Origin of the sequence: Parapedobacter defluvii (assembly GCF_014642075.1) — a bacterium.
In the GTDB taxonomy this organism is placed as follows: domain Bacteria; phylum Bacteroidota; class Bacteroidia; order Sphingobacteriales; family Sphingobacteriaceae; genus Parapedobacter; species Parapedobacter defluvii.
The window spans coordinates 49,179-73,813 of sequence record NZ_BMIK01000018.1; the positions used below are offsets into that span (position 1 = coordinate 49,179).

The window sequence follows — 24,635 nt, forward strand, 5'->3', positions numbered from 1 at the left end:
CCCTATGTGGTTTATTGAAAGCGATAACCGACGCCGCTTTCGGTAATGATATGGGCCGGGCGGTTCGGGTCATCTTCGATCTTCTTCCTGATCTGGGCGATGAATACCCGTAAATATTGGGTTTCCGATTGGAAACTGACGCCCCATACCTCTTTCAGCAGGAACTGGTGCGTGAGCACCCGCCCCTCGTTGCGGGCGAGCAGCGCCAGCAGGTTGTATTCCGTCGATGTAAGTTTCAGGATTTCATCCCCCCGCCTGACGACCCTTGCCATGAGGTCAATTTCCAGGTTTCCCGTCTCGACGGTCTGGACCACGACGCTTGAATCGCTGTGACGGATGGCGGAGCGCAGCCTGGCCAGCAGCTCCCCCACACGGAATGGTTTCGTCAGGTAGTCGTTTGCCCCGTTTTCCAGTGCGCTGACGATATCGTTTTCACTGTTCTGTACGGATAGGATCACAATGGCCTTGTTATACCATTCACGGAGCTGCCGTAGTACCTCATGGCCGCTCATGTCCGGCAATCCGAGATCCAGCACGATCGCATCCGGAAAGTGGCTGGAAGCCAGCAGTAATCCTTCTTTTCCGGATTCGGCGTGCCTGACGGTATATCCCTTGCTGGAAAGGTTGATTTCCAGTAGCTTCCGTATCTGGGGTTCATCGTCGATGATCAGTACCGTCGGTTTGTTCATGGGCTTATATCTGTAATCTGGAGACCTCGGCCGGAAGGATAATACGGAACAATGCACCGCCTTGGGCCTGATTGGCCACACAAACAGTGCCGCCGTGGGCTTCCACGAAACCTTTGGCGATGGATAGCCCCAATCCGGAACCACCCGTTCCGGAATTGGGAAGCCGGTAAAACTTCTCGAATACGTGGCTTATTTCCGGTTCGGGGATGCCCCGCCCGCTATCCAGCACATCGATCAACAGGTTATTTTCTTTATTATAAGTGGTCACTATTTCAATTGGCGTCTGTTTCGGGGTGTATCGGGTAGCATTGTGCACCAATGCATACACGGCCGTTTCAATTAATCCCCCGTCCAGCTTCACCAACGGCAGGGATTCATCCGGTTCAAAACGGATACGGATGGTATCTGTGGCAGGAAGTTTCTGGATGACCATAAAGATCAGTTCATTGACATCGCACCAATCCCGCTTCAGTTTCAGCGTGCCCGTTTCCAGCCTGCTCATGTTCATCAGGTTTTCCACTTGGTTATTGAGCCGGTTACCCGCGATTTCCATTTCAGCCAGAATTTCCATCCGCTGTTGGGAGCCGATTTCCGGATCGATTTCCTTCAGGGTGTCGACGCTTCCGATAATCGTTGCGATGGGAGTTTTCAGTTCGTGGGAAAGCGAGTTGAGCAGCGTATTATAGAGTTTGATGGTCTTTTCCTTTTCTTCCCGGTCGCGTATTTTTTTTTCCTGTTTCCGCAGCCGGTTCGTGAGTACGGCATTGACCAGCGCGATAAACAGGTAAATGAAAAACAGGAGTACGCTTTCCGTATCCCGGATTTTATAATCCGGAACAGGCTCGATGAAAAAGATATTGAGTAGTAGAGCACTCAACAGCGCAGCAGCAAGTACAGGCAGGATATCAAACAGTACAGCCAATACGGACACCGCGGCGAGGAGGATCAGCGCCACCGCCCATTGATCGATGGAATCGCCGAGCATGTAACAACCCAGCGCCAGAAAGGCAATCGATGCCGTGCCGATCAAAAATTGCCAAAAGGGATGGATTTTCACCGTGGTCAAATCAGGGGTTATGTTGCCGCAAAGTTAGGAACTCAGGTATAAAGATTTTATAAAGAAATCAGCGAAATCCTGCTTTTGCCTGTTCGATTCGGTAATTTAGCCCCATGAACCCGATCATCAATTTACGTCCATTCCGTGAATTCCTCAAATCCGGCTCCGCCGGGGGAATCATCCTTCTGTGCTGCGTCATTGTTTCGTTGGTGGTGGCCAATTCGCCTTTGGGTGTACATTTTGAACGTTTCCTGACGGGTGAATGGGGTATTCATACCGAACAGCTCCACCTACGATATTCCGTGTTGCTATGGATCAACGACGGGCTGATGGCCATTTTTTTCCTGATGGTAGGCCTGGAAATCAAGCGGGAATTGGTAGAGGGTGAACTGTCCTCGCCCAAAAAGGCGGCACTGCCCATTCTGGCAGCGATCGGTGGTGTCCTGGTTCCCGCCACGATCTATACACTTTTCAATTCCGGCACACCGACAGCGGCCGGCTGGGGCATACCGATGGCGACGGATATCGCATTTGCTTTGGCGATCATCACCATGCTCGGAAAGAAAGTACCGGCTTCCCTGAAGATTTTTCTGGCCGCATTGGCGATCGTGGATGACCTGGTGGCAATACTGGTCATCGCGGTTTTCTATACCTCCGAATTGCATTTCACCTACCTGCTCTATGCCGTGGGCTTATTCGCACTGTTACTGCTATTCAACCGGCTCGGCGTGAAACGCATCTATCTATACCTGATACCGGGCCTTTTTATCTGGTACTTCGTACACCATTCCGGCATACATGCCACGATAGCGGGCGTGCTGGTCGCGATGACGCTCCCTACAACCCCAGATGCTAAGGAGTCGCCCCTTGAAAAGCTGGAACACCTGCTGGTCAAGCCGGTGAATTTCGTCATCATGCCCATTTTTGCCCTTGCAAACACCAATATCAGGTTTCAGGAAGAAATGTTCCATGGGCTGTTTACGCCACTTGGGCTGGGCATCATACTGGGCCTCGCCATCGGTAAACCCGTGGGCATAACCGTTATTTCCTGGCTTGCGGTCAAACTGCGGCTATGTACCATGCCCGAAAAAGCAACATGGTCACATATTATCGGCGTCGGGTTTTTGGCGGGTATAGGCTTCACAATGTCCATCTTCATCGCGCTCCTTTCTTTTACCGGGCAGGAATTGCTGATGGCTGAGGCAAAATTTTCTGTGTTGGTAGCCTCATTCTTATCGGGAATTCTAGGCGCCTTATTGTTATCGCGCATTGCAAGAAAACACCGGATAAGCTCGAATGAACCACTTAGCTAGGCAATACTTCGAAACGGATAAAGGAACCGTTGAATACACGCGCTATGGAAGCGGCCAGCCTGTACTGTTTTTTCATGGCGGGCATTCCAACGCGATAGACCGGCTGTATCACCTGGGCTTTGATCCCAGTAAATATGAATTAATTACACCATCCCGGCCGGGCTATGGCAAAACCTCCCTTCAACACAATGAATCCGCTGCGGCAACGGCGACATTGATGGCGGCGCTGCTAGACGGGTTGAGCATCCACCGAGTCATCTTGTATGCGGCTTCCGCCGGAGGGCCTTCAGCGATCGCTTTTGCCGCAAAAAATAATGACCGCGTGCAGAAACTGATTCTTGCTTCCTCGGTAACCACAACCTGGCTTGGGCAGAAAGACAGGAAATATCGGCTGGCTAAGCGCCTCTTCCGTCCGCCTATCCAATCAGTTGCGTGGCTATTCGTACGCTTCATGGCAAGTGACGCGCCCATGCTACTTGGTAGATTGTTTTTCAGGGAGTTTTCAACCCAATCGAGGCATCTTATCAGCCGGCCGGAGGCTTTCCGGTTGGCTGCCGCACTCAGTGTCTACGATTCCGGCCGAGGTTTTCTCAACGATCTTAAACAGGAAGTGGACCAGGAATCACTAACCCGGGTGGATTGCCCGACACTAATCCTGCATAGCAAGTACGACGCAAGTGTTGCCGTCCAGCATGCCCGACATGCAAAAGAATATATACCGCATGCTCAGCTTGTCCTACTTGAAAATCCTTGGGGACACATGATCTGGATTGATGATTGCCGAATTGAAGTTGAAAAGCAAATACAGAAGTTTTTAATAAATTAAAATGCGCAGCATGGAAAAAGTAATATTGGTACCAACCGATTTCTCACCTAATGCAGTGAAAGCAGCCCAATACGCACTGAAATTAAGCGAAACCATGGTTTGCAAAGTGTATCTTTTGCACGCCTATATGGCATTTCATTCGGCCTTTCAAAGCGAACTGGCCAACCGGACAGATGAACAGCGGGCAGAAGCGGGCGCGCAAAAAGGCATGAGCGGTTTCCTTGAAGCGCTCGGATTGGATAAAGACAGCCCCCAGATTTCTACAGGCATAGTGAAAGCAGACCTCACCGATGCCGTTGAACGCTTCATCGCTGAGAACAAGAACGTATTGATTATCATGGGTACACATGGTGCATCCGGCGTGAAAATGGGTTTGCTTGGGAGCAATACCTACGATGTGGCGAAAGTGGCCAGTGTACCGATACTGATTATGCCTTTGAATGCGGTTGACATCAAACCGGAAAAAGTCACCTTCTTTACGGATTACCAGGAAGCGGACAATGAAACCCTTAAGTGGCTGGTAACATTGTTTGGTGATCTGATATGGAAATGCACCCTCGTGCACATCCATGAGGAAAGTACGCCGCCGACAGAAGAGGACAGACAAAAACTGGAAGCCTGGAAAGAGCGATTGGGAAGCATGGCTTCTCCGGTTCAATTGGACAGTGAACTAGTTCACGGCCGAGAAAGCATAGCACTGGTGGATGAGATACTTGGCAGACACAACGCCTCGTTGACGGTACTTACCCTGGTCGGAGGCCGCAGTTTCTTCGAAAAGCTAATGCACAAAAGCCTGGCAAAAGCAATCATCCACCAACCGAAGACACCGGTGTTGCTATTGAGGGACGAAATCCGGTAATGGAGAAAATTACGTTACCTTTGTAAAAGTATGAAACGGCTTTTATTGATCGACGACGAGGAAAAACTCCGGAATCTGCTGGCCAGAATTATTGGTGTGCAGGGTGAGGGATTCCAGGTTGAACAGGCAGGCACATTAAAGATTGCCCGACAGAAGCTTGCCAAAACGCAATACGAAGTGGTCTTATGCGACGTCAAGCTATCCGATGGAAACGGCGTGGAGTTTATCAGCGAGGTAAAGCAGATCCAACCGCTTACGGAGATTATCCTGCTTACCGCTTACGGTAACATTCCGGATGGGGTGCAGGCCATCAAAGATGGTGCATTCGATTACATTACCAAAGGGAACGACAATAACCGGATTATCCCGCTGATCAATCGGGCTTACGAAAAAGTACTGCTCGCCAAACGCGTGCAACAATTGGAACGACGGGTCGGGCAGCGATACTCCTTTGACAACATCATCGGTAGCTCGAGACAGATACTGGAAGCAATCGACCTCGGGAAAAAAGTGGCCCAAACGGATACCACCGTGCTGTTGCTCGGCGAAACCGGAACCGGGAAAGAGGTGTTTGCGCAGGCGATCCATCACGCAGGAAATCGAAGCAGACAGCCATTTGTCGCTGTTAATTGTTCGGCATTCAGCCGAGAACTGCTGGAAAGCGAGCTGTTCGGCCACCGTGAGGGCGCTTTTACCGGAGCATCGAAAGATAAGAAAGGGTTGTTCTCGGAAGCGGATGGAGGGACGATTTTTCTGGATGAAATCGGCGAGATGTCCTATGATTTGCAGGCGAAGTTGCTGCGTGTACTGGAAACAGGGGAGTTCCTGATGGTGGGGGATACCGTCCCCACGCGGGTAGATGTGCGCATAGTTGCGGCAACGAACAGAAACCTTGAAACGGAAATCGATCAGGGCCACTTCAGAAGCGACCTCTATTACCGACTGTCTATTTTTACGATTAACTTGCCCCCTTTGCGGGAACGCCCCCAAGACATCGTTATGCTGGCCGAGTATTTTGTCGGCGTGTTTACCGCAAAATTGAATAAGCGAGAAACAGTCCTTTCTGATGGTTATTTGCAAGCGTTGAAAGCGCATCCATGGAAAGGGAATATCCGCGAATTAAAGAACGTGATCGAACGTAGCATCATCCTGAGCGACGGCAATATCCTTCATGCCGATAGCTTGCCGTACGAGTTTATCCAATCCGAGGCCTCGCCGTTAAAACCATCCCTATCCGCATTCTCGCTGGCCGGGGCAGAAAAACTGCAGATCCAGAAAGTCCTTAATCACACCGCGGGCAACAAGGCAGAAGCCGCCCGTTTGCTGGAAGTCAGCATCGCAACGCTTTACCGCAAAATAGAGGAATACGCCATTTCTATTCCCCGGTAGCGTTATCCACGCAACATCTTATTATCCTGATAAACACCCTATCATTTTGATAGGGTTTTTTATTGGTTGATTTTGGTTCCGAAAATATTTCTCGCTGATTGATAGCTTGTTGTAAGATGCTTGTCACCATTGGTGTGCAATTGGTATAAGGGACTGCAAAATTAAAAGATATGGAAACTATCAATAAGAAAGAATTCTCGTTTATTGTGGCGAGTGAGCTGCCGGACATCCGGGATGAAATCAGCCACATCCGTTCAAAAGAGAACGTGGCCGGGGTGATGCAGGCGGTGGTTAACTACATGCGTGACATGGTGAGGGACAAGCAGCTCGATAAAGTCCTGCGCTGCATGAACCTGGTCGGCTGGATGTACGGCCGCGGGGATGGCGCAATACGGGAAACCATCGCCAATGTGTTTGTGCGTTCTTTCAATGGCCTGCGCAATCAATGCACAAACTGGGATTGGGAGCGAATACGAGAACATATGCCCGCCAACCTGTATTCGGTATTTACCGTGCAGAACCGGGTATTGAACGAACGGATGTAATGGAAAGGAAGAAGACTGTTGCGGAACTCAGGAAGACGGTCAAGGCATACCAGAAGATCAGACCATTTGACTGCCTCATGTACTTCTTCCTTGTATTCATCGCGGTCGGAGTTACTATTAGAGTCATCAGCAATTATTCAATAAGCATTATGTTAACAGTATTACTGGTGGTAGCCGGGCTCGCATGTTTTGCGCTGTTCTTCAAGGCTATCGATTTTTTCAAAAACATCTGAACTCATGGATTGCGAAACAAAGATCATTAGAACGCTGCGGGAATGGATACCCGCAGCGTTGACCGGCACCGACCCGGTTGACGATTATAAAGCGCTTCGCGAAGCCGCGGATCTATTTCTGCGGAAAATCGTGGGTGACGCTACCGAACGCGCGGATGCGCTGGAGGCATTAAAAGTCGTGAATTTACTTTACACAGGAGGTTGCCTGCACGACCGAAATGCTATCGAAAACGAATTCCTGTCTGTCCTGGCGTCCCAGGAATCACCTGGCTCACTAAAGGCACACATGGCCCTTTTTCCAAAGGAACTCAGGCAGGCCTACCTAAAAACAATACTGGAAAATTGGAATGGGCAAAAATGAACAGGAGCATTGGACGAAACGGGAAATCGTTGTTACGGCGGTGGCAAAGATCATTGCGGCAGTGCTTTTCCTAACGCTGAGTCTTCTAATGCTGTTGGTAAAAATTAATTAAAAATAAGAACCATGATTCTTTTATTTCTACTGGCGATAGCGGTTTTCACATACATCCTGTATGTTCTGTTGAGACCCGAGAAATTTTGATGGCCATGAACAAAGCTAAACAAGAACGTTGGCTGGCAGCAATTGCAATTATCCTTTTTGCGGTTGCCCTGCTTCTTTTGGCCTATTACAAAGTAACATATGCACATTAAATTAAAAATTAAGAAAATTAAAAATTAAGAGAAAATGAATACCGAATTAATAGGGGTTGTCGTGATGTTCATTGCCGCAATCGTTCTCGCGATTCCTTTTGGAAAATACATCGCGAAAGTATACGGCGGGGAAAGAACAGGACTCGACCCGATCTTCAATCCCATTGAAAAACTATTTTATAGGACCAGTCGTATAGACCCGCGCTTACCGATGGATTGGAAGCAGCACATGGTGGCGATGCTGACCATCAATATGGTGTGGTTCCTGTTGGGGATGCTGATACTCATGACACAGGGTAGTTTGTCGCTGAACCCCGACCGGAACCCAAGCATGTCTGCAGATTTGGCATTCAATACAGTCATATCGTTTGTGGTAAACTGCAACCTGCAACACTATTCTGGCGAGACCGGTCTGAGTTACCTGGGCCAGTTCTGGCTGATGTTCCTGCAATTTGTCAGTGCCGGCACCGGGATGGCCGCCGCTGCCGTCGTATTCAGGGCATTCAGGGAGAAGACCTCATCCAGTCTGGGTAATTTTTACGATTTCTTCGTGAAGTCGTGCACGCGCATACTGCTGCCGGTTTCCTTTGTGATTGCCGTCATTCTGGCGTTTGATGGAACACCGATGACCTTTGAGGGAAAAGACACCATTGTCAGCCTGGAGGGCAACACTGTGGAAGTATCACGGGGGCCCGCAGCCGCTTTCGTTCCGATCAAGCATGTTGGCACGAACGGCGGCGGGTTTTTTGGCGTCAACTCGGCCCATCCGTTTGAAAACCCCTCTTATTTGTCAAACATGGTAGAAATGATTGGCCAGTTGATCATCCCTTTAGCGATGGTGTTTGCATTTGGCTATTTCATTCGACGGAAGCGGCTGTCCTGGATGATCTTCGGCGTGATGACCGTCGGTTTCCTGATGCTTGCCATCCCGAATATCCTGATGGAAATGAACGGCAACCCCGCCATCGAAAAAATGGGGATCGATAATACGCTCGGCGCGATGGAGGGAAAAGAAGTGCGTTTGGGGGCAGCAGCCTCCGGATTCTGGAGTATAGTGACAACGGTCATATCAACCGGTTCCGTCAATTCCATGCACGATAGCTCCATGGCACTTTCCGGAATGAACGAGTTGCTTGCCATGATGATCAACTGCTTTTACGGCGGTGTTGGAGTAGGGATACTCAATTTCTTTATCTTTATTATCCTCGCCGTGTTTGTAAGCGGCCTGATGGTAGGCCGTACCCCGGAATTCCTAGGAAAGAAAGTAGAAGCCCGCGAAATGAAGATTGCCATGATCGTCGCGCTGATCCATCCGTTCATGATTTTGGTCGGAGCCGGTTTGGCCACCGCATTCCCGGAGCTTGGGGCTTCCACGCTGAATAACCCCGGCTTCCACGGCTTCAGTGAGATCCTCTATGAATACACCTCCGCATCGGCAAACAATGGCAGTGGTTTCGAGGGATTGGGGGACAATACGCTGTGGTGGAACATCAGTACCGGATTCGTATTGATCTTATCGCGTTTCCTTCCGATCGTAGGGCCGGTAGCCATTGCAGGCCTGTTGGCCGAGAAACGTTTCATACCGGAGGGTGAAGGTACACTCAAAACAGATACCTCCACCTTTGGCCTGATGGTTTTCGCCGTTATTTTCATTGTGGCGGCCCTGGCATTCTTTCCAGCCCTGGCACTAGGTCCTATTGCCGAGTTTTTTTCCATGTAATCTTTGAGTAAGGAGAAGTATATTATGAACAATAACCAATCGTTGTTTCAGAAAGGCGTCGTTCTGGATGCCCTGAAACAATCATTTATAAAACTTAATCCGAAACTGATGTTCCGGAATCCGGTGATGTTCACCGTCGAGATCGGAACCGCCGTAATGCTTGTCGTCACGTGCTGGACGCTTTTCGGAGAAACATCACAGGGAAGTCCGGCCTACAACTTTTTTGTTTTCGTTGTCCTGTTACTGACGCTGCTATTCGCTAATTTCGCCGAAGCCATTGCCGAGGCACGTGGTAAGGCACAGGCAGAAAGCCTACGCCGCACCCGTGAGGAAACCGCTGCCTATCTGGTAGACGGGCGGGTGGTTTCTTCATCTTACCTAAGAAAGGGAGACGTCTTCATCTGCAAGGCGGGCGACATCATCCCGGCAGACGGCGAAATCGTGGAGGGGTTGGCTACGATTGACGAAAGTGCGATCACCGGTGAGTCTGCCCCGGTCATACGCGAAGCAGGAGGTGACAAAAGTTCGGTGACGGGCGGCACGAAAGTTCTTTCGGATCGGATCAAGGTTCGCGTTACGGCCCAACCGGGTGAAAGTTTCCTCGACAAGATGATTGCGTTGGTGGAGGGGGCGAGCCGGCAGAAAACTCCAAATGAAATAGCATTGACGATTTTGCTCGCCGGTTTCACACTGGTCTTCATCATCGTATGCGTGACACTGAAACCATTTGCAGATTACGCCAATGCGCCGATTACGATCGCCGCATTCATCTCGCTGTTCGTATGCCTGATTCCCACGACCATTGGCGGACTGCTTTCCGCGATCGGGATTGCCGGGATGGACCGGGCACTGCGGGCCAATGTGATTACCAAATCGGGCAAGGCTGTGGAAACCGCCGGTGACATTGATGTGCTGCTGCTCGATAAGACAGGAACCATTACCATCGGTAACCGGAAAGCCACGGCTTTTCACCCCGCACCCGGGATCGCGAAAGAAGTCCTCGTGCGTGCCGCAGTGTTGGCCTCCATGGCCGACGAGACACCCGAGGGTAAATCGGTCATCGAACTGGCAGGCGTAAATCCAGAGGCTTATAACGTGGCCAACCCGCGTTTCATCCCATTCACGGCGGAAACCCGCAGTTCAGGGATCGACGCCGACGGTATCCGCATCCGCAAAGGCGCAACCGACGCGATCCGGCAACTGGTTGAAAAGGCCGGAAACGAGTTTCCGCAGCAAACCAAGGAAACCGTCCGGGTTATTTCCAGCAACGGCGGAACACCGCTTGTCGTCGCAGAGGACGATAAAGCCATCGGTGTAATCGAATTGCAGGACATCATCAAGCCCGGCATTCAGGAGCGCTTCGAGCGCCTCCGCAAAATGGGCATCAAAACGGTGATGGTAACCGGAGACAACCCATTGACCGCCAAGTACATTGCAGAAAAAGCAGGTGTGGACGATTTCATCGCCGAGGCGAAGCCTGAAGACAAGATGAACTACATCAAGAAAGAGCAGGCGTCGGGAAGACTGGTAGCCATGATGGGTGACGGCACGAATGATGCCCCGGCACTGGCGCAGGCAGACGTGGGCGTAGCCATGAACAGCGGCACGCAAGCTGCCAAGGAAGCGGGCAATATGGTAGATCTGGACAACGACCCCACGAAGCTGATCGAGGTGGTCGAAATCGGCAAGCAATTGCTGATGACACGCGGTACACTGACCACGTTTTCCATTGCCAATGACGTGGCCAAATACTTTGCGATCATCCCGGCGCTGTTCATCGGCGCGATTCCAGCTCTTCAGGGCTTGAACATCATGGGCTTGGGCAGTCCGGAAAGCGCCATCCTATCGGCAGTGATCTTCAACGCGATTATCATTCCCTTGCTGATCCCACTGGCATTGAAAGGAGTGGCCTACAAGCCCATAGGAGCCAGTGCGCTGTTGCGCAGGAACCTGTTTATCTATGGGTTGGGTGGCATCGTGATTCCGTTTATCGGCATCAAGCTCATCGATATCCTGGTTTCAGTATTCATTTAATAGTAAACGAATAGTATATGAAAAAGCATTTAATCCCAGCTGCAGTGCTGACGCTCGTCATGCTGGTGTTTTTTACCGTCATCTACCCCGTGGCAGTTTGGGGGATTGCACAATTCTCGCCCAATTCGGGCAAGGGCGAAATCATCGAGCACGAAGGGCGTCACCATTATGCCAATATCGGCCAGTCGTTCATCCGCGACGATTATTTCTGGTCACGGCCATCCGCCGTTGATTACAACGCCGGCGGATCCGGGGGCAGCAATAAAGGACCGTCAAACGAAGAATATCTGGCCTCGGTCCAAGCGCGCATCGACACATTTCTGTCGCACAACCCGGGTATGGACAAGTCACAGGTTCCTGTTGACCTTATCACTGCCAGTGGCAGCGGGCTTGATCCGCATATTTCCATACAGGCAGCGGAAGTGCAGGTAGCCCGGGTGGCCCGTAAGCGCAACCTGCCCGAAGATACCGTTTCGGAATTGGTGGCGTCACAAGCCGAAAAGCCGCTGCTCGGTATTTTTGGCCCGGCGCGTATCAATGTGCTGAAACTCAACCTGGCTTTGGATGAACTTAGATAAAACTTAGAAACTTATCAGAATAACGACATATAAAAATGAACAGAACACTATTGGCTACTTGCCTTGGCCTATCGGCAATGACATTCGTAAATGCACAAACCGATGAAAGCGATCCGCTCACCATCAGCGGATACGTAGAAACCTATTATGTCTATGACTTTGGTAACCCCGGTGACCACAACCGGCCGGGATTCCTGTATTCATTCAACAAGCACAACGAGGTGAATCTCAATTTCGGCTTTGTCCAGGCCGCTTACGATAACGGCGCGGTGCGGGGCAAACTTGCGCTCATGGTAGGTACCTATGCCAATGCCAACCTTGCCGCCGAGCCGGGCGTGCTCAAAAATGTCTACGAAGCCAATGCCGGAGTGAAGATCTCGAAAAGCAAAAACCTGTGGGTCGATGCCGGCATCTTCGCCTCGCACATTGGTTTCGAAAGCGCTATCGGCGCTAACTGCTGGAACATGACCCGGAGTATCCTGGCAGAGAATTCGCCTTATTTCCTTACGGGTGCCAAGATTTCCTACACGAGCGACAACGGCGAGTGGTTCCTCAGCGGGCTGGTCACAAACGGCTGGCAACGCATCCATCGGGTGGACGGGAACAATATGCCCGGTTTTGGCCATCAGCTCACCTGGACGCCCGACGAAAAGTTAACCCTGAACAGCAGTTCGTTCATCGGGAGCGACGATCCGGACAGCACACGCCGGATGCGGTACTTCCACAACCTGTACGGACAATTCCAATTCAACGATCAATGGGGATTGACCGCCGGATTCGATATGGGCATGCAGCAACAGGCAAAAGGCAGCAGTGATTACGATACCTGGTATTCGCCCGTGCTGATTGCCCGCTATGCACCCACCGGATCGCTTGCTTTCGCGGCACGTGCCGAATATTATATGGATAAAAACCAGGTCATCATTGCCACGGACACACCTAACGGCTTCCAGACGTTCGGCTATTCGTTGAACATGGACGTCAAGGTGCTGGACAACGTGCTTTGGCGGCTGGAAGGCCGGACATTCAACAGCCGCGAGGACCGGATATTTACAAACAGAGATGGCCAGGCGGTAACGGATAATTACTTTCTGGGAACCTCGCTGAGCATCAGCTTCTGACCTGGGGTCAATCTCCCCCGGCATCGTGCCGGAGGAGATTTTCTTATATCTATATTTGTGTTTAGTAAATCGGAAAAGATGAAAATAGCCATTCTGACATTGGGAACACGGGGCGATGTACAACCTTATGCCGTACTTGGCAAGTCCCTGAAAGCACGCGGCCATGAGGTGGTATTGGCCACCGCGAAGAATTTCAGGTCCCTGATCTTGTCTTACGGACTGGATTTTACTCCCGTTGAAGCCGATTTCCAGGCGCTGCTCGATTCGGAAGAAGGCAGGAAAATCCGGAAAAATCCCTTTCTTGCCCGCAAACACCTGAAAAGGTTCGTGTATCCGATGTTACGGGATTCGCTGGTCAAGTTTTACGGATTAGCACAGCAATCCGACAAAGTATTGTTCCATGTCAAAACGATGGCAGATAATTTTGCCGACCAATTCCCCGGCAAGATGATCCGGGCGGATGTCGTTCCGGCAAGTCAGCCCACCGCGGCATTTCCCAACCCGGTTTTCAGCGCATTGCCATTAGCCGGTTTTTTGAACAGATTCACGTACAGGCTGACCGACCTAGGTTTAAAAATGTGGGCAAAGCCCGTCCGGGAGTTCCGGCAACGTGCGGGATTACCGGAGCGGTTCAGCAAACCCGCGCTGCCGGCTATTTACGGAATCAGTGAATACCTGTTGAAGAAGCCCGTCGATTTTCCGGAGAACAACCATTTTACCGGTTTTTGGATGGATGGTCCCCACTCGGAACTAAGCCAGGAACTCATTGATTTTATTTCCGCCGGTGAGCCCCCGTTGCTGGTCACTTTCGGAAGCATGCCTTTTGACAGCCGGCTGGACATTGTCGGACTCATCAAGGCACTGCACCTTCGGCTGCGTGTCCGGATTGTGGTGGTAAAAGGCTGGGGACTTTCGGATGTATCAGCTCTTGAGGGTGACCCTGGCATAAAGGTGGTCGATTCGGCCCCTTACGATAAATTATTCCCGTTGGTTAAAGCAGTGGTGCATCACGGCGGTATCGGAACGGTGGCAGCCTGCCTACGCGCCGGAAAACCCTTCTTAACGTGTCCGGTTCTGTATCCGCTCGGCGACCAGTTCTTCTGGGGCAAGATTGCCTACGAAAAAGGGATAGCCTTATATCCGCTGCCGCTCAAAAAGCTGTCGGCAGATAAGTTCATAAAAAGCATCGAAGAACTTGTCGGAAATGAAACACTTTATACCCATGCGGAATTATTCGCCTCACAATTATCGAGCGAGGATGGATTAACCAATGCCGCGGAAATTATAGAAAGTGATGGACGAACGTAAATCCGCAGCGCATTTCCTCAACCTCATCAAGAAATCAAGGCAAGGGAAATTCAAGATCTACATCGGTATGAGCGCCGGCGTGGGCAAGACCTACCGCATGCTGCAGGAAGCTCATACCCTGATGCGTAACGGTATCGATGTAAAAATCGCCTACGTTGAGACGCACAACCGGGCGGAAACGTCGGCATTGGTGGAAGGGCTGCCCGTTATTCCGCGGCGCCAGCTGTTTTATAAGGGCCGTCAGTTGGAGGAACTTGATGTCCAGGCAGTCCTTAACCTCCGTCCGGAGGTGGTTATCGTGGACGAATTGGCCCACACCAACATCGAAGGCAGCAAAAACGAAAAACGCTGGCAGGACGTGGTGGAAATCCTGGAGGCGGGCATCAATGTCATCAGCGCGGTCAATATCCAGCACATCGAAAGCCTGAATGAAGAAGTGAAAGAGATCACCGGCATCGAAGTCAGGGAACGTGTGCCCGATCGGGTCATTGCCATGGCCGACGAGCTGGTGAATATTGACCTCGCGGCCGATGACCTCATTACCCGTCTGAAGGAAGGGAAAATCTATCGTGCCGACAAAATCCAGGCGGCGCTGGCTAATTTTTTCCAAAGCGACCATATTCTCCAGCTTCGGGAACTGGCCCTCAAGGAAGTGGCGGGCCATGTCGTGCGGAAAGTAGACACGCAGGTGCATAAAGGCACCGCATTGAAGCATGAACGGTTCATGGCCTGCATCGGCAGCGACGCCGGGCGGGCAAAGGCCGTCATCCGCAAAACAGCACGGCTGGCCGGATACTATAGCGGGCAATGGTATGTGCTGTATGTACAGACACCGCGGGAACGCATGGATAAAATCGCCTTGGATAAACAGCGGATGCTCATCAATAACTTCAAGCTGGCCACCCAATTGGGAGGCGAAGTCATACAAGTGCGGCACAAAAGCGTACCGACAGCCATCACCGAACAGGCCATAAAAATGGATATCACGACGGTGTGCATCGGCAATCCCCGGATGAGCCTGCTACGAATCATCCTCTCTACAAGCATTTTCAACCATCTGTTAAAAAAAATGGGAGAAACTGACATCGATTTAATCATCCTGTCATGAAGACAAAGACAAAACTCACAATAGGCGTAGGGGCGCTTTTCGCCCTAATCATCCTGCTGGCTGCTGTCAGCACCTATTCGGTGAACAGCCTGAAAGACGACACCAATAATATCCTTATGGCCAACTACAACACATTGGAATATTCCCGGAATATGCTGATGGCATTAGACGAGGTTAATACAGACAAAACCGCTTTTTCCCGGTTTGAAGCCAATCTAAGGCAGCAGCTTGCCAATGTCACGGAAATGGGCGAACGGGAAGTCACGCAGCGCATCGCAGACCATTTCGAACGGCTTAGGGGGAATCCGGGCAATAATGCCGCATATGCCGATGTACGTGCAGATATAGCTGAACTGATGCGGCTCAACATGGATGCCATCGTGCGCAAAAGCGAAACCGCACGAGAAACGGCGGATTCCGCAACAATATGGATATCGGTCACCGGCGCGGGATGTTTCCTCATCGCGTTCATCCTGCTGGTGAACCTTCCGGGAAACATCGCCAATCCGATAAGGGAACTCACGGAAAGTATCAAGCAGATTGCCGCGCAGCGCTATGGCGAGCGCGTACATTTTGAGGGGCACAGCGAATTCGGGGAACTCGCCCGGTCATTCAATACCATGGCGCAGAAACTGGAAGAATATACTAATAGCAAGTTGGATAAGCTGCTGATGGAAAAGAAACGCATCGATACGTTGATTGAAAACATGCACGACCCCGTGATCGGAATAGACGAGCACGGTAAGATACTGTTTGCCAACAGCGAATCCGTGGCCGTAACCGGATTGGATAAGCAAGGATTGGTTGGAAACACGATAACGGAACTGGCCATTGAGAATGACCTCCTACGGATATTGGCCAGAAAACCGGCGGGACCTGATAACCGGGAAGATGCCAAGCCCATCAAAGTCTTTGCCAATGGGAAAGAAAGTTATTTCGAAAGGGAAACCATCGATATCGACATTGCCCCTACCGGAGAACAGGAAATCCGGCGAATCGGTTCGGTCATCCTGCTACGGAATATCACCCCGTTCAAAGAACTCGATTCGGCAAAGACCAATTTTATAGCAACTGTGTCCCATGAGCTGAAGACACCGATATCTTCGATAAAGATGAGCCTTGACCTGCTGGAGCACCAGACAACCGGGGGGCTCAATGAAGATCAACGACACCTGGTTGAAAGTATTCGGGATGACAGCGAACGTTTGCTCCGTATCACCGGCGAACTGGTCGATATGTCGCGTCTCGAGAGCGGCCATATCCAGCTTAACAAGCAGCCGAGCGACCCTGTGGTAATACTCAATTATACTTTGGGTGCTGTCGGTAACCAAGCTATGCAACGGGGTATTGAACTCGTCACTGAAGTAGATGCGGAACTGCCGATGATCGACATGGATGCGGAGAAGACCGCATGGGTACTCACCAATTTCATGACAAATGCCATCCGTTACTCACCGGATAACGGCCGCGTTGTTATTTCTATTCGGAAAGGTGAACGAGCCGTTCGATTTTCCGTCAAGGATTTTGGTAAGGGTATCGAACGACGGTATCGCGAACGCATCTTCGACCGTTACTTCCAAGTTCCGGGAAGCAACAAGTCTGGAACGGGGCTTGGTTTGGCCATCAGTAAGGATTTTATCGAGAATCAGGGCGGCAGAATCGGCGTAGAAAGCGAACCGGGGCTGGGAAGCACATTTTTTTTTGAACTGCTGTGTTGATGTTGCGGGCTACGCGATTCGTACCGGCGTGGATAATGAATGATGCAAATCCTTGGATGGGTGATCAATGCCCTGATGATGTTGTGTTTAATTAGTGAGTAGTTGTTGAACATATACCATGGAATCAAAAAGACGAATAATTGCCATTTAGTAGAATGTCTACAAACAGATGAACACAGCTTTACTTTTGATAACGATAGCTCTGCAAGATGTGCTGATGATGTACTATTCGCAGTACCTCGACAAGCAAATTGCCAATCCCGGGGCACCTCCGTGAAACAAGTTCACAGCCCATTAGGGACGCTGATGCTGGCTTTATGCTTCATCGCTTCGCTGTTAATATTCTAGGAAATGGAAAAACACGAGGGCAATGGAGATTTTGGACACGATGCTATGCAGGCAGTACAGAATGGACAATTAACGACTATCCTGCGTTAACATACCGTGCAGAAGTATATGCTCCGGTGGATACCCGCGCTGGGGGGTGGCAACACAACCATGTTCCACGGGACTTGGTGGTAAAGACGTTCCTGTTTTTCTGCCATTGAAGCGTTACATCTGCTACAAATAAAATAGAAAGATATATTCTATGGACAAAAAGATGGGGTCCATGACAGATATAGCTGACCAACCAAATAAATGAATGATGATAGCTGCGACGAGACATGACAAACACCTGCTAATCGACATCCTATCCCGTTCTTTCGCGGACAATGGGAGTGTGGATTACGTCATCAGGCAGGGACGCGGGCGCACAAGGCGCATCCGCGCACTGATGGATTATTCTATCGAAGTCTGTTTACGTTCCGGAAAAGTACTACTGAACAGTGAGCGCACGGCCTGCGCACTGGTATTGTACCCGCACCGGAAACGGACAACTTTCGGCTCCATCCGGCTGAATATACAATTGGTGATGTGCGCCATCGGTATTACCGGTATCGGCCGAGTGCTAAGGCGGGAGAGCCGTATCAACCGGACACGGCCTATGCAAAAAATGGCCTACCTCTGGTTCATCGGGGTGCCCCCCGACCGGCAGGGGGCTGGTACGGGAAGCAGCCTGCTGCAAGAAATGCTAGCGGAAGCGGACAGGATGGGGCTACCCGTGTACCTGGAAACCTCAACGGAGCGCAACCTGCCATGGTACGGGCGTTTCGGTTTTGACGAATATGCAACACTGGATCTGGGATATGTGCTGCATTTCATGCGGCGGATGCCGCAAGGTGCGGGAGGGTAGATGACGGTGCCGGGTACGGAGATGCACATCGTAACCTTTACCTTCATCCTGCTGGAATCCGCCATGTTCTTCCTGCAACTGGCGCTGTACCTGATCCGTCCATCGGACAGACACCGTAGGTGGTACCTGATCTTGCTTTTCCTGCTCATCCTGTACAACACCACCGGGGGGCTGTTCCCCGACCCGGACATCAACCTGCCCGTCCATGTCCAGAACATCATTGCTTATGGAACAGGATTCCTCACGGCAGCCTATTTCCCGTATTATTTCTACCGTGCGTTCGGGCTGAAGCTACTGCGCTTCCATGCGCTTTACGGTGTGCCGCTGTTCCTGTTATTGCCCTACCTGCTATTCTTCGTCATCGGGTACGCCATGCACCAGGATCTGGAATACGCCATCCGGTACGGCGTGGTGGTACCGTTTTTCTATTCCCTCGTACTGCTTTGGGCCATCCTGCGGGCTATCCGCGCAGCCTACCGGGAAAACCGGAACGGGAAACGCTACACCGAGGAAATCATGGTGTATATTGCGGTGGCACCATGGTCGGCGATGACGCTTATCGCGTATTTCGACCTGGGGCAGCTAACCGAGGCACTGTTCACCAATCTAGGTTTCCTGGCCATCACCGCACTGTTCATCCTCAAATCCGTCCGCAGGGCAAGGAAAGACTACGAATTACTCATCAACCTACCAACGGATGGCGTGGGCATCGCCATCTTCGAGGAAAACTGCCGGTATTATGGCCTCACCAAAACGGAGGTCGGGGTATCACGCTTTCTGTGCCGGGGGCTGCGGAATAAGGAGATAGCCGCCGAACTGTTCATTTCCCCGTTGACGGTCAAAAAACACGTGGAAAACATCTACCGCAAGACCGGGGCGGGCAGCCGTGCATCGCTCATCCACATCCTCTCCAAACCGCCCATCCATTGAACCGCCCCCATTTGCTGCGGGATATACGGCAGATGGCCTACGGAAAACCGCCGGACGGCGTATTTACAGGTTTTCCTCACGGGCTTAGCTTTGGCCTCTCCAATAAGGAGTCACTGCATGGAAGACTATCTACCCAATTTCCCGCATGGCTGATGTTGCCGGATAACCGGCTGGCAGCGGGAAAATCATAAAAATCAGTTCCGATGATGACAGAAGAATACAGCAACCGGCTGTACGGACAGATGGAACGGGAACTCGGTGAGCTTAACGCATCCGGGCAGGATACCGCCGTACTGTTGCCCCGTTACCTCCGTACAGTCCGCAGGGCACTCAAGACGCTGAAAGACCATGTAGAAAAACAACCCTTTGCGACACAGGCAGAGGAAATCCGCTTTTTCAAGTACACCAAACCCCGGTTCTACCGATGGCACATCTACCATCTGGAACGTTTCCACATCGAAAGTGGGCTCCCACCGCTGGAGGGCAGAAGCCTGCAACGCTATTACAGCGAACAACTGGTGTACCTCAAGCAGTTTTTCCGGCAGCACGAGTTCCTCTACCAATACTACCGGCTTGGAGCAACCGAACTGGACGGGCTTTATTTCGTGCGCGGCGCGGATGTGCAGAGCATCCTACTGCCGGAGATACCGGAAGTGGACCCAGCCTTCTCCACGAGCGGCGACTACCTGTTTGCCAAATTCATGGCACACGAAATGCTGAAAGAACGGATCGTCGAGGAGCTATCCACGCTGAAGAAAGGCACCGTCCGGCAACGCGGGTCCATCGCGGGAAAACACAAGGGCGAAATGCGCTGGACAGGAGACACGATAGACCTTGCGGAACTCGGATACGGGATTTACCTCACACGCAAACTCAACAACGGAACGGCGTCATTGAATGAAATCTTCCAATGGCTTGAGGAAAACCTGCACGTCACCATCGGCAAACCCGCCAAACGCTTCGCGGAAATCACGGCAAGAAAACGCCTAAGCCAGACCAAGTACACCGACGAAATAAAAGATGCCATACAGAATAAAATAGTGCGCAACGACGAGTACCGCCCCGGACAACGGAATTGACGGGATATAATCCATCAACCTAAATCTAACACCTAACCTGAACCACCGACGCGCCGGCGGCCTACAGAAAATCTTTGGGTACTACCCAAGAGTACCCAAAAGAGGCGGACAAACCATGGGAATTTTGCTTCCGTAATCCCGTCACAATGGGGTGCGGGAAAAAGCGAAACGCCATGTTACAGCAATTCACCTGGGAGCAATTTCTATGGGTAGCCGCAACCCTCGCCGCAGTCTGGTACATCTCAGTACTCCTGCTCTTTTTCAGGAAAGAGATACGCGGACTTTTCACACCAGAAAATAAAACCAACGCACGGCCATCCGATCCCGGGGAACCGGAAGACGGGGAAGTGTTTGACCTGATGGGCAGCACAGCCATGTCAGAGGGCGTATTGGACATCGCGCCCGACGAGCTGACCTTTTCACCCAAAAGCGACACCGACGGCAAAACCAGAAAATTGGGGCTTGTTTCCGATTTCCTTCAGGAGATAAAGGAACTGATAGACACCATCGAACGCGAAAAGGGCAACAAGGAGGACTTCCACAAGCTATTCGATGCACTCAAGCAAAAGTACCCCGCCATCCGCGAAAGCGGCCGGCTTGAAACCCTTGCCAGCTACCTCGAAGACCACCTGCCCTTCACATTGACCGACGAGGAAATGCAGCACCTATGGGATTAACCGATTACCAAGAACAAAAAGCGAAAAGACAATACGATATGAACACCAAACCATCATTGAAACAGAAAATCATAGCCAGCCATTGGCTGATGGCAACCACCTGCCTTGCCTACCAAATCCTATGCAGCATCTCCATCGCCATTGCGCAAACCGATGCCGGTGACGGTGACGCAGGGATCAGGCAGGCCACGGACAGGGTCAGGGGCTACTTCGACACAGGCATCGACCTCATGTATGCGGTGGGAGCCGTAGTCGGCCTCGTGGGAGCGGTAAAAGTCTTCAACAAGTGGAACGCCGGGGAGCCGGACACCTCAAAAGTCGCAGCAGCATGGTTCGGAAGCTGCATCTTCCTCGTCATCGTCGCCACCGTGTTACGGTCATTCTTCGGTATCTGAAAGCACAGGGAAATGAAAAGCGAATTACCGGATTACAACGTAGGGGGAACGCGGTTCCATGTGGACATCGCAGATGGCGGATTGCGGCAGGTATCAAACCCCGCAAACAGGATACCGTTCGACGAAATGACATTCCGCAACGGGCATTACGAGTTCCTGTTTGACAAAAGCACGAAAAACGTATTCAAGGGAAACCCTGCCAGTAAACCCGAAAGCGTAGTGGCCGTCAGGATGCCGCATCCCTACAAGCTCGACCCCAATATCGTGAACAGGATGCTCGAACGGATCGGCAGCCGCAGGCAAACAGCAAAACACCAAATCCGGAAACAAGCATCCTTGAAACCATAAAAACAATGGCTACGATTTACCGCATCAACAAAGGAATCAACAAACCCATAGAGTTCAGGGGACTCAAAGGCCAGTACATCGGCTATCTGGCAGGTGGACTTGTGGGCCTGTTGTTGCTATTCGCGGGAATGTACCTGATAGGCACCGACCTGTACATCTGCCTTCCGGTCGTCGCGGTGCTGGGTACGGCACTGTTCATCGGTGTCAACCGTCTCAGCCACCGTTTCGGCCAGCACGGACTGATGAAATACTTCGCCAGAAAGGGAATGCCGCAGTACCTGAAATCCAGGTCAAGACGGATTTACACCACACTCAAACAAGCAAAAAAATAACATAACGTGAGAGAAATCGAAAAGATATTCCCCATTTACAAAGTCGAAAACGGAGCGGTACTATCCGTCCAGGGCGACATCACCGTGGCCTTCGAGGCCACATTGCCGGAGATTTTCACGTTGGGCGAACGGGACTATGAATCCTTCCACCAAGCATGGATAAGGGCCATCAAGGTGCTTCCGGCCCACAGCATCTTCCACAAACAGGATTGGTACGCAGACAGGCGGTACCGCGCGGATTTCGACAGGGCGGGGGAAGCGTTCCTGTCACTCAGCAGCGAGCGGTTCTTCAATGAACGGCCATACCGCGGACACTCCTGCCACATCTTCCTCACCAAGCGTGCCACGGGCCGGAAACCCGCCAACTCCGCAATTTCCAATATCCTGCGCAAATCCATCGTGCCGCAGCAGACCATCGCCGAAAAGCCGTTCATGGATTTCATGGACAGCGTGGGGCAATTCGAGCGCATCCTTTCAGACAGCGGTTTCGTATCGCTCAAACGGCTGGATGACGAGGCCCTTGCGGGTACGGCAAACAGGGCGGGAATAATCGAACGCTACGTTTTCCTTCTCGATGAGGGGGAGCAGCCCACCATCCGCGACATCCATCTCAATGGCAGGTTAGCCGTAGGCGATAAACAATGCCAGCTTTTCACGCTTTCGGACGCGGAAGAACTCCCAGCACTCTGCGGCCCACGCATCAACTACGACCGGTACTCAACCGACCGGACGAAATTCTCCATCGGATTCGCAAGCCCGCTTGGGTTGCTACTGGACTGCGACCACATCCTCAACCAATATATCTTCATCGGGGATGCCCACAAGACACTGAAAAAAATGGAAGCCAAGCGGCTCCGGTTGCAATCCCTATCCGCATACTCCCGCGAAAATGCGATAGCAAGGGATGCCACCAACGATTTCCTCAACGAAGCCATATCCGACGGGCGGCTGCCTGTCAAGGCGCATTTCAACGTGCTGGCATGGGGCGACGGAGCCACGGATGCAAACGAACTCCGCAACAAAGTGTCCAGCGCAATGGCACAGATGGATGCCATTCCAAAACAGGAAACGGATGGCGCACCGCAGATATGGTTTGCCGGAATCCCCGGAAACGGCAGTGATTTCCCCATGAATGACACCTTCGACACTTTCCTTGAGCAAGCCACCTGTTTCCTTGTCAAAGAAACCGGATACCGCTCATCGATTTCCCCTTTCGGAGTGCGGCTTGGCGAAAGGCTGGACGGCAAGCCCATGCACGTCGATATAAGCGACGAACCCATAAAACGGGGGTGGTCAACCAACCGGAACAAATTCATATTGGGCCCCAGCGGTAGCGGTAAATCGTTCTTCACCAACCACATGGTGCGCAGCTATTACGAGCAGGGTGCGCACGTTGTATTGCTCGACGTAGGCCACAGCTACAAAGGATTGTGCGACCTCGTTGACGGCTACTATTTCACCTATTCGGAAGCCGACCCCATCAGGTTCAATCCATTCTACCTGACGGATGGGGATGTGCTGGACACAGAGAAAAAAGAAAGCCTCAAGACGTTGTTGCTCGCACTCTGGAAAAAAGAGGATGAACGTTTCACCCGTTCCGAATACGTCGCCCTTTCCAACGCGTTGACAGGCTACTATAAGCACCTCGAATCGCACAGCGACATCTTCCCATGCTTCAATACATTCTATGAGTACCTAATGAACGAGTACATGCAGGTACTCGACAATGGCAAGGTCAAGGAAAAGGATTTCGACGTATCCAATTTCCTCTATGTACTCAACCCTTACTACAAAGGGGGCGAGTTCGATTATTTATTGAATGCCACCGAAAACCTCGACCTGCTGCACCAACGCTTCATCGTATTTGAGCTGGATGCCATCAAGGACCATCCCATCCTCTTCCCCGCAGTAACGCTCATCATCATGGACGTGTTCATTTCCAAGATGCGCAAACTCAAGGGTGTACGCAAGGCCATACTCATCGAGGAATGCTGGAAAGCCATCGCCAAGGCATCAATGGCCGAGTACATCAAATACCTGTTCAAGACCGTGAGGAAATTCTTCGGGGAAGCCATTGTGGTGACACAGGAAGTCGAAGACATCATCTCATCACCCATCGTGAAACAGGCGATCATCAACAATTCCGACTGCAAAATCCTACTCGACCAATCCAAGTACGAAAACAAGTTTGACCAATTGCAGGAAATGCTTGGCCTCAATGACAAGCAAAAGGCATTGATACTCTCCATGAACAGGGCCAATGACCCCAAGCGGAAATACAAAGAAGTCTACATATATCCCCCCGGCAAAGTGTACCGCACCGAGGTTTCACTGGAGGAATACCTCACCTACACCACGGAGGAAAGCGAAAAAGTAAAGGTGCTGGAATATGCCGCAAGGCATGGAAGCATCAGCCGGGGCATAGCCGAACTCGCGAAAGACCTGCGGAGCAAAAATCCATAACGCAAAA

25 protein-coding genes are annotated in these 24,635 nt (G+C 51.4%); 23 read left to right on the forward strand and 2 right to left on the reverse strand.

All coding sequences use genetic code 11. The annotated features are described in order from the left end of the window. Positions 1-11 precede the first annotated feature (11 nt). Both IEX60_RS19465 and IEX60_RS19470 read right to left on the reverse strand, forming a co-directional pair. A complete protein-coding gene (locus IEX60_RS19465) occupies positions 12-689 on the reverse strand; it encodes a response regulator (protein ID WP_188753082.1) in 678 nt (225 codons plus the stop codon). Positions 690-693: 4 nt separating this feature from the next. Further along, positions 694-1,746: a sensor histidine kinase gene (locus tag IEX60_RS19470; protein WP_229717663.1), complete on the reverse strand. Its 1,053-nt coding sequence runs from the start codon at positions 1,744-1,746 to the stop codon at positions 694-696. A 113-nt stretch (positions 1,747-1,859) separates the two neighbouring features. Here IEX60_RS19470 and nhaA point away from each other — a divergent pair, with 113 nt between their 5' ends. The 23 genes from nhaA (at position 1,860) to IEX60_RS19585 (ending at position 24,628) form a co-directional block, all read left to right on the forward strand. Continuing rightward, the gene (gene nhaA, locus IEX60_RS19475; protein WP_188753083.1) at positions 1,860-3,059 is read left to right on the forward strand and encodes a Na+/H+ antiporter NhaA; all 1,200 of its coding nucleotides are present in this window, start codon (positions 1,860-1,862) and stop codon (positions 3,057-3,059) included. After that, complete coding sequence (locus IEX60_RS19480) at positions 3,043-3,885, forward strand: alpha/beta fold hydrolase (RefSeq protein WP_188753084.1); 843 nt, start codon at positions 3,043-3,045, stop codon at positions 3,883-3,885. Before nhaA ends, IEX60_RS19480 begins: the two co-directional genes overlap by 17 nt. Before the next feature lie 10 nt (positions 3,886-3,895). Further along, entirely contained in the window at positions 3,896-4,744 is an 849-nt protein-coding gene (locus IEX60_RS19485; protein ID WP_188753085.1) for a universal stress protein, read from the forward strand. 30 nt (positions 4,745-4,774) lie between these two features. Next, the gene (locus IEX60_RS19490) at positions 4,775-6,133 is read left to right on the forward strand and encodes a sigma-54-dependent transcriptional regulator (RefSeq protein WP_188753086.1); all 1,359 of its coding nucleotides are present in this window, start codon (positions 4,775-4,777) and stop codon (positions 6,131-6,133) included. 170 nt (positions 6,134-6,303) lie between these two features. After that, positions 6,304-6,678, forward strand: coding sequence for a DUF7674 family protein (locus IEX60_RS19495; RefSeq protein WP_188753087.1), 375 nt, complete (start codon positions 6,304-6,306; stop codon positions 6,676-6,678). A 237-nt stretch (positions 6,679-6,915) separates the two neighbouring features. Next, positions 6,916-7,272 (forward strand): DUF7674 family protein, encoded by a 357-nt coding sequence (locus tag IEX60_RS19500; protein WP_188753088.1) that lies wholly within the window; start codon positions 6,916-6,918, stop codon positions 7,270-7,272. Between the two features lie 123 nt (positions 7,273-7,395). Then, positions 7,396-7,473, forward strand: coding sequence for a potassium-transporting ATPase subunit F (locus IEX60_RS25190; protein WP_188507220.1), 78 nt, complete (start codon positions 7,396-7,398; stop codon positions 7,471-7,473). 144 nt (positions 7,474-7,617) lie between these two features. Continuing rightward, positions 7,618-9,303, forward strand: coding sequence for a potassium-transporting ATPase subunit KdpA (gene kdpA, locus IEX60_RS19510; RefSeq protein WP_188753089.1), 1,686 nt, complete (start codon positions 7,618-7,620; stop codon positions 9,301-9,303). A gap of 24 nt (positions 9,304-9,327) precedes the next feature. Next, on the forward strand, positions 9,328-11,337 hold the full coding sequence (gene kdpB, locus IEX60_RS19515; protein ID WP_188753090.1) for a potassium-transporting ATPase subunit KdpB: 2,010 nt from the start codon (positions 9,328-9,330) through the stop codon (positions 11,335-11,337). 17 nt (positions 11,338-11,354) lie between these two features. Further along, entirely contained in the window at positions 11,355-11,915 is a 561-nt protein-coding gene (locus tag IEX60_RS19520) for a K(+)-transporting ATPase subunit C (protein ID WP_188753091.1), read from the forward strand. Between the two features lie 35 nt (positions 11,916-11,950). Further along, positions 11,951-13,036 (forward strand): porin, encoded by a 1,086-nt coding sequence (locus IEX60_RS19525; RefSeq protein WP_188753092.1) that lies wholly within the window; start codon positions 11,951-11,953, stop codon positions 13,034-13,036. 78 nt (positions 13,037-13,114) lie between these two features. Next, a complete protein-coding gene (locus IEX60_RS19530) occupies positions 13,115-14,344 on the forward strand; it encodes a glycosyltransferase (RefSeq protein ID WP_188753093.1) in 1,230 nt (409 codons plus the stop codon). Continuing rightward, positions 14,331-15,452: a sensor protein KdpD gene (locus tag IEX60_RS19535; protein WP_373285067.1), complete on the forward strand. Its 1,122-nt coding sequence runs from the start codon at positions 14,331-14,333 to the stop codon at positions 15,450-15,452. The genes IEX60_RS19530 and IEX60_RS19535 overlap by 14 nt, the downstream gene beginning before the upstream one ends. Continuing rightward, positions 15,449-17,170, forward strand: coding sequence for an ATP-binding protein (locus IEX60_RS19540; RefSeq protein ID WP_188753095.1), 1,722 nt, complete (start codon positions 15,449-15,451; stop codon positions 17,168-17,170). The genes IEX60_RS19535 and IEX60_RS19540 overlap by 4 nt, the downstream gene beginning before the upstream one ends. 643 nt (positions 17,171-17,813) lie before the next feature. Continuing rightward, positions 17,814-18,404, forward strand: coding sequence for a GNAT family N-acetyltransferase (locus IEX60_RS19545; protein ID WP_229717658.1), 591 nt, complete (start codon positions 17,814-17,816; stop codon positions 18,402-18,404). A gap of 21 nt (positions 18,405-18,425) precedes the next feature. Beyond that, the gene (locus IEX60_RS19550) at positions 18,426-19,334 is read left to right on the forward strand and encodes a helix-turn-helix transcriptional regulator (protein WP_229717659.1); all 909 of its coding nucleotides are present in this window, start codon (positions 18,426-18,428) and stop codon (positions 19,332-19,334) included. Beyond that, positions 19,331-19,525, forward strand: coding sequence for a hypothetical protein (locus IEX60_RS19555; protein ID WP_188753097.1), 195 nt, complete (start codon positions 19,331-19,333; stop codon positions 19,523-19,525). The genes IEX60_RS19550 and IEX60_RS19555 overlap by 4 nt, the downstream gene beginning before the upstream one ends. Positions 19,526-19,537: 12 nt before the next feature. Continuing rightward, on the forward strand, positions 19,538-20,413 hold the full coding sequence (locus IEX60_RS19560) for an RteC domain-containing protein (protein WP_188753098.1): 876 nt from the start codon (positions 19,538-19,540) through the stop codon (positions 20,411-20,413). 173 nt (positions 20,414-20,586) lie between these two features. After that, positions 20,587-21,090: a hypothetical protein gene (locus IEX60_RS19565; RefSeq protein WP_188753099.1), complete on the forward strand. Its 504-nt coding sequence runs from the start codon at positions 20,587-20,589 to the stop codon at positions 21,088-21,090. Between the two features lie 38 nt (positions 21,091-21,128). Then, positions 21,129-21,485 carry a DUF4134 domain-containing protein gene (locus IEX60_RS19570; protein WP_229717660.1) on the forward strand — a complete coding sequence of 119 codons (357 nt, stop codon included), beginning with the start codon at positions 21,129-21,131 and terminating at the stop codon, positions 21,483-21,485. 12 nt (positions 21,486-21,497) lie between these two features. Beyond that, entirely contained in the window at positions 21,498-21,833 is a 336-nt protein-coding gene (locus IEX60_RS19575) for a hypothetical protein (protein WP_188753100.1), read from the forward strand. A 5-nt stretch (positions 21,834-21,838) separates the two neighbouring features. Then, positions 21,839-22,165 (forward strand): DUF4133 domain-containing protein, encoded by a 327-nt coding sequence (locus tag IEX60_RS19580; RefSeq protein WP_188753101.1) that lies wholly within the window; start codon positions 21,839-21,841, stop codon positions 22,163-22,165. Positions 22,166-22,171: 6 nt separating this feature from the next. Next, the gene (locus IEX60_RS19585) at positions 22,172-24,628 is read left to right on the forward strand and encodes a TraG family conjugative transposon ATPase (RefSeq protein WP_188753102.1); all 2,457 of its coding nucleotides are present in this window, start codon (positions 22,172-22,174) and stop codon (positions 24,626-24,628) included. The last annotated feature ends 7 nt before the right edge of the window (positions 24,629-24,635 follow it).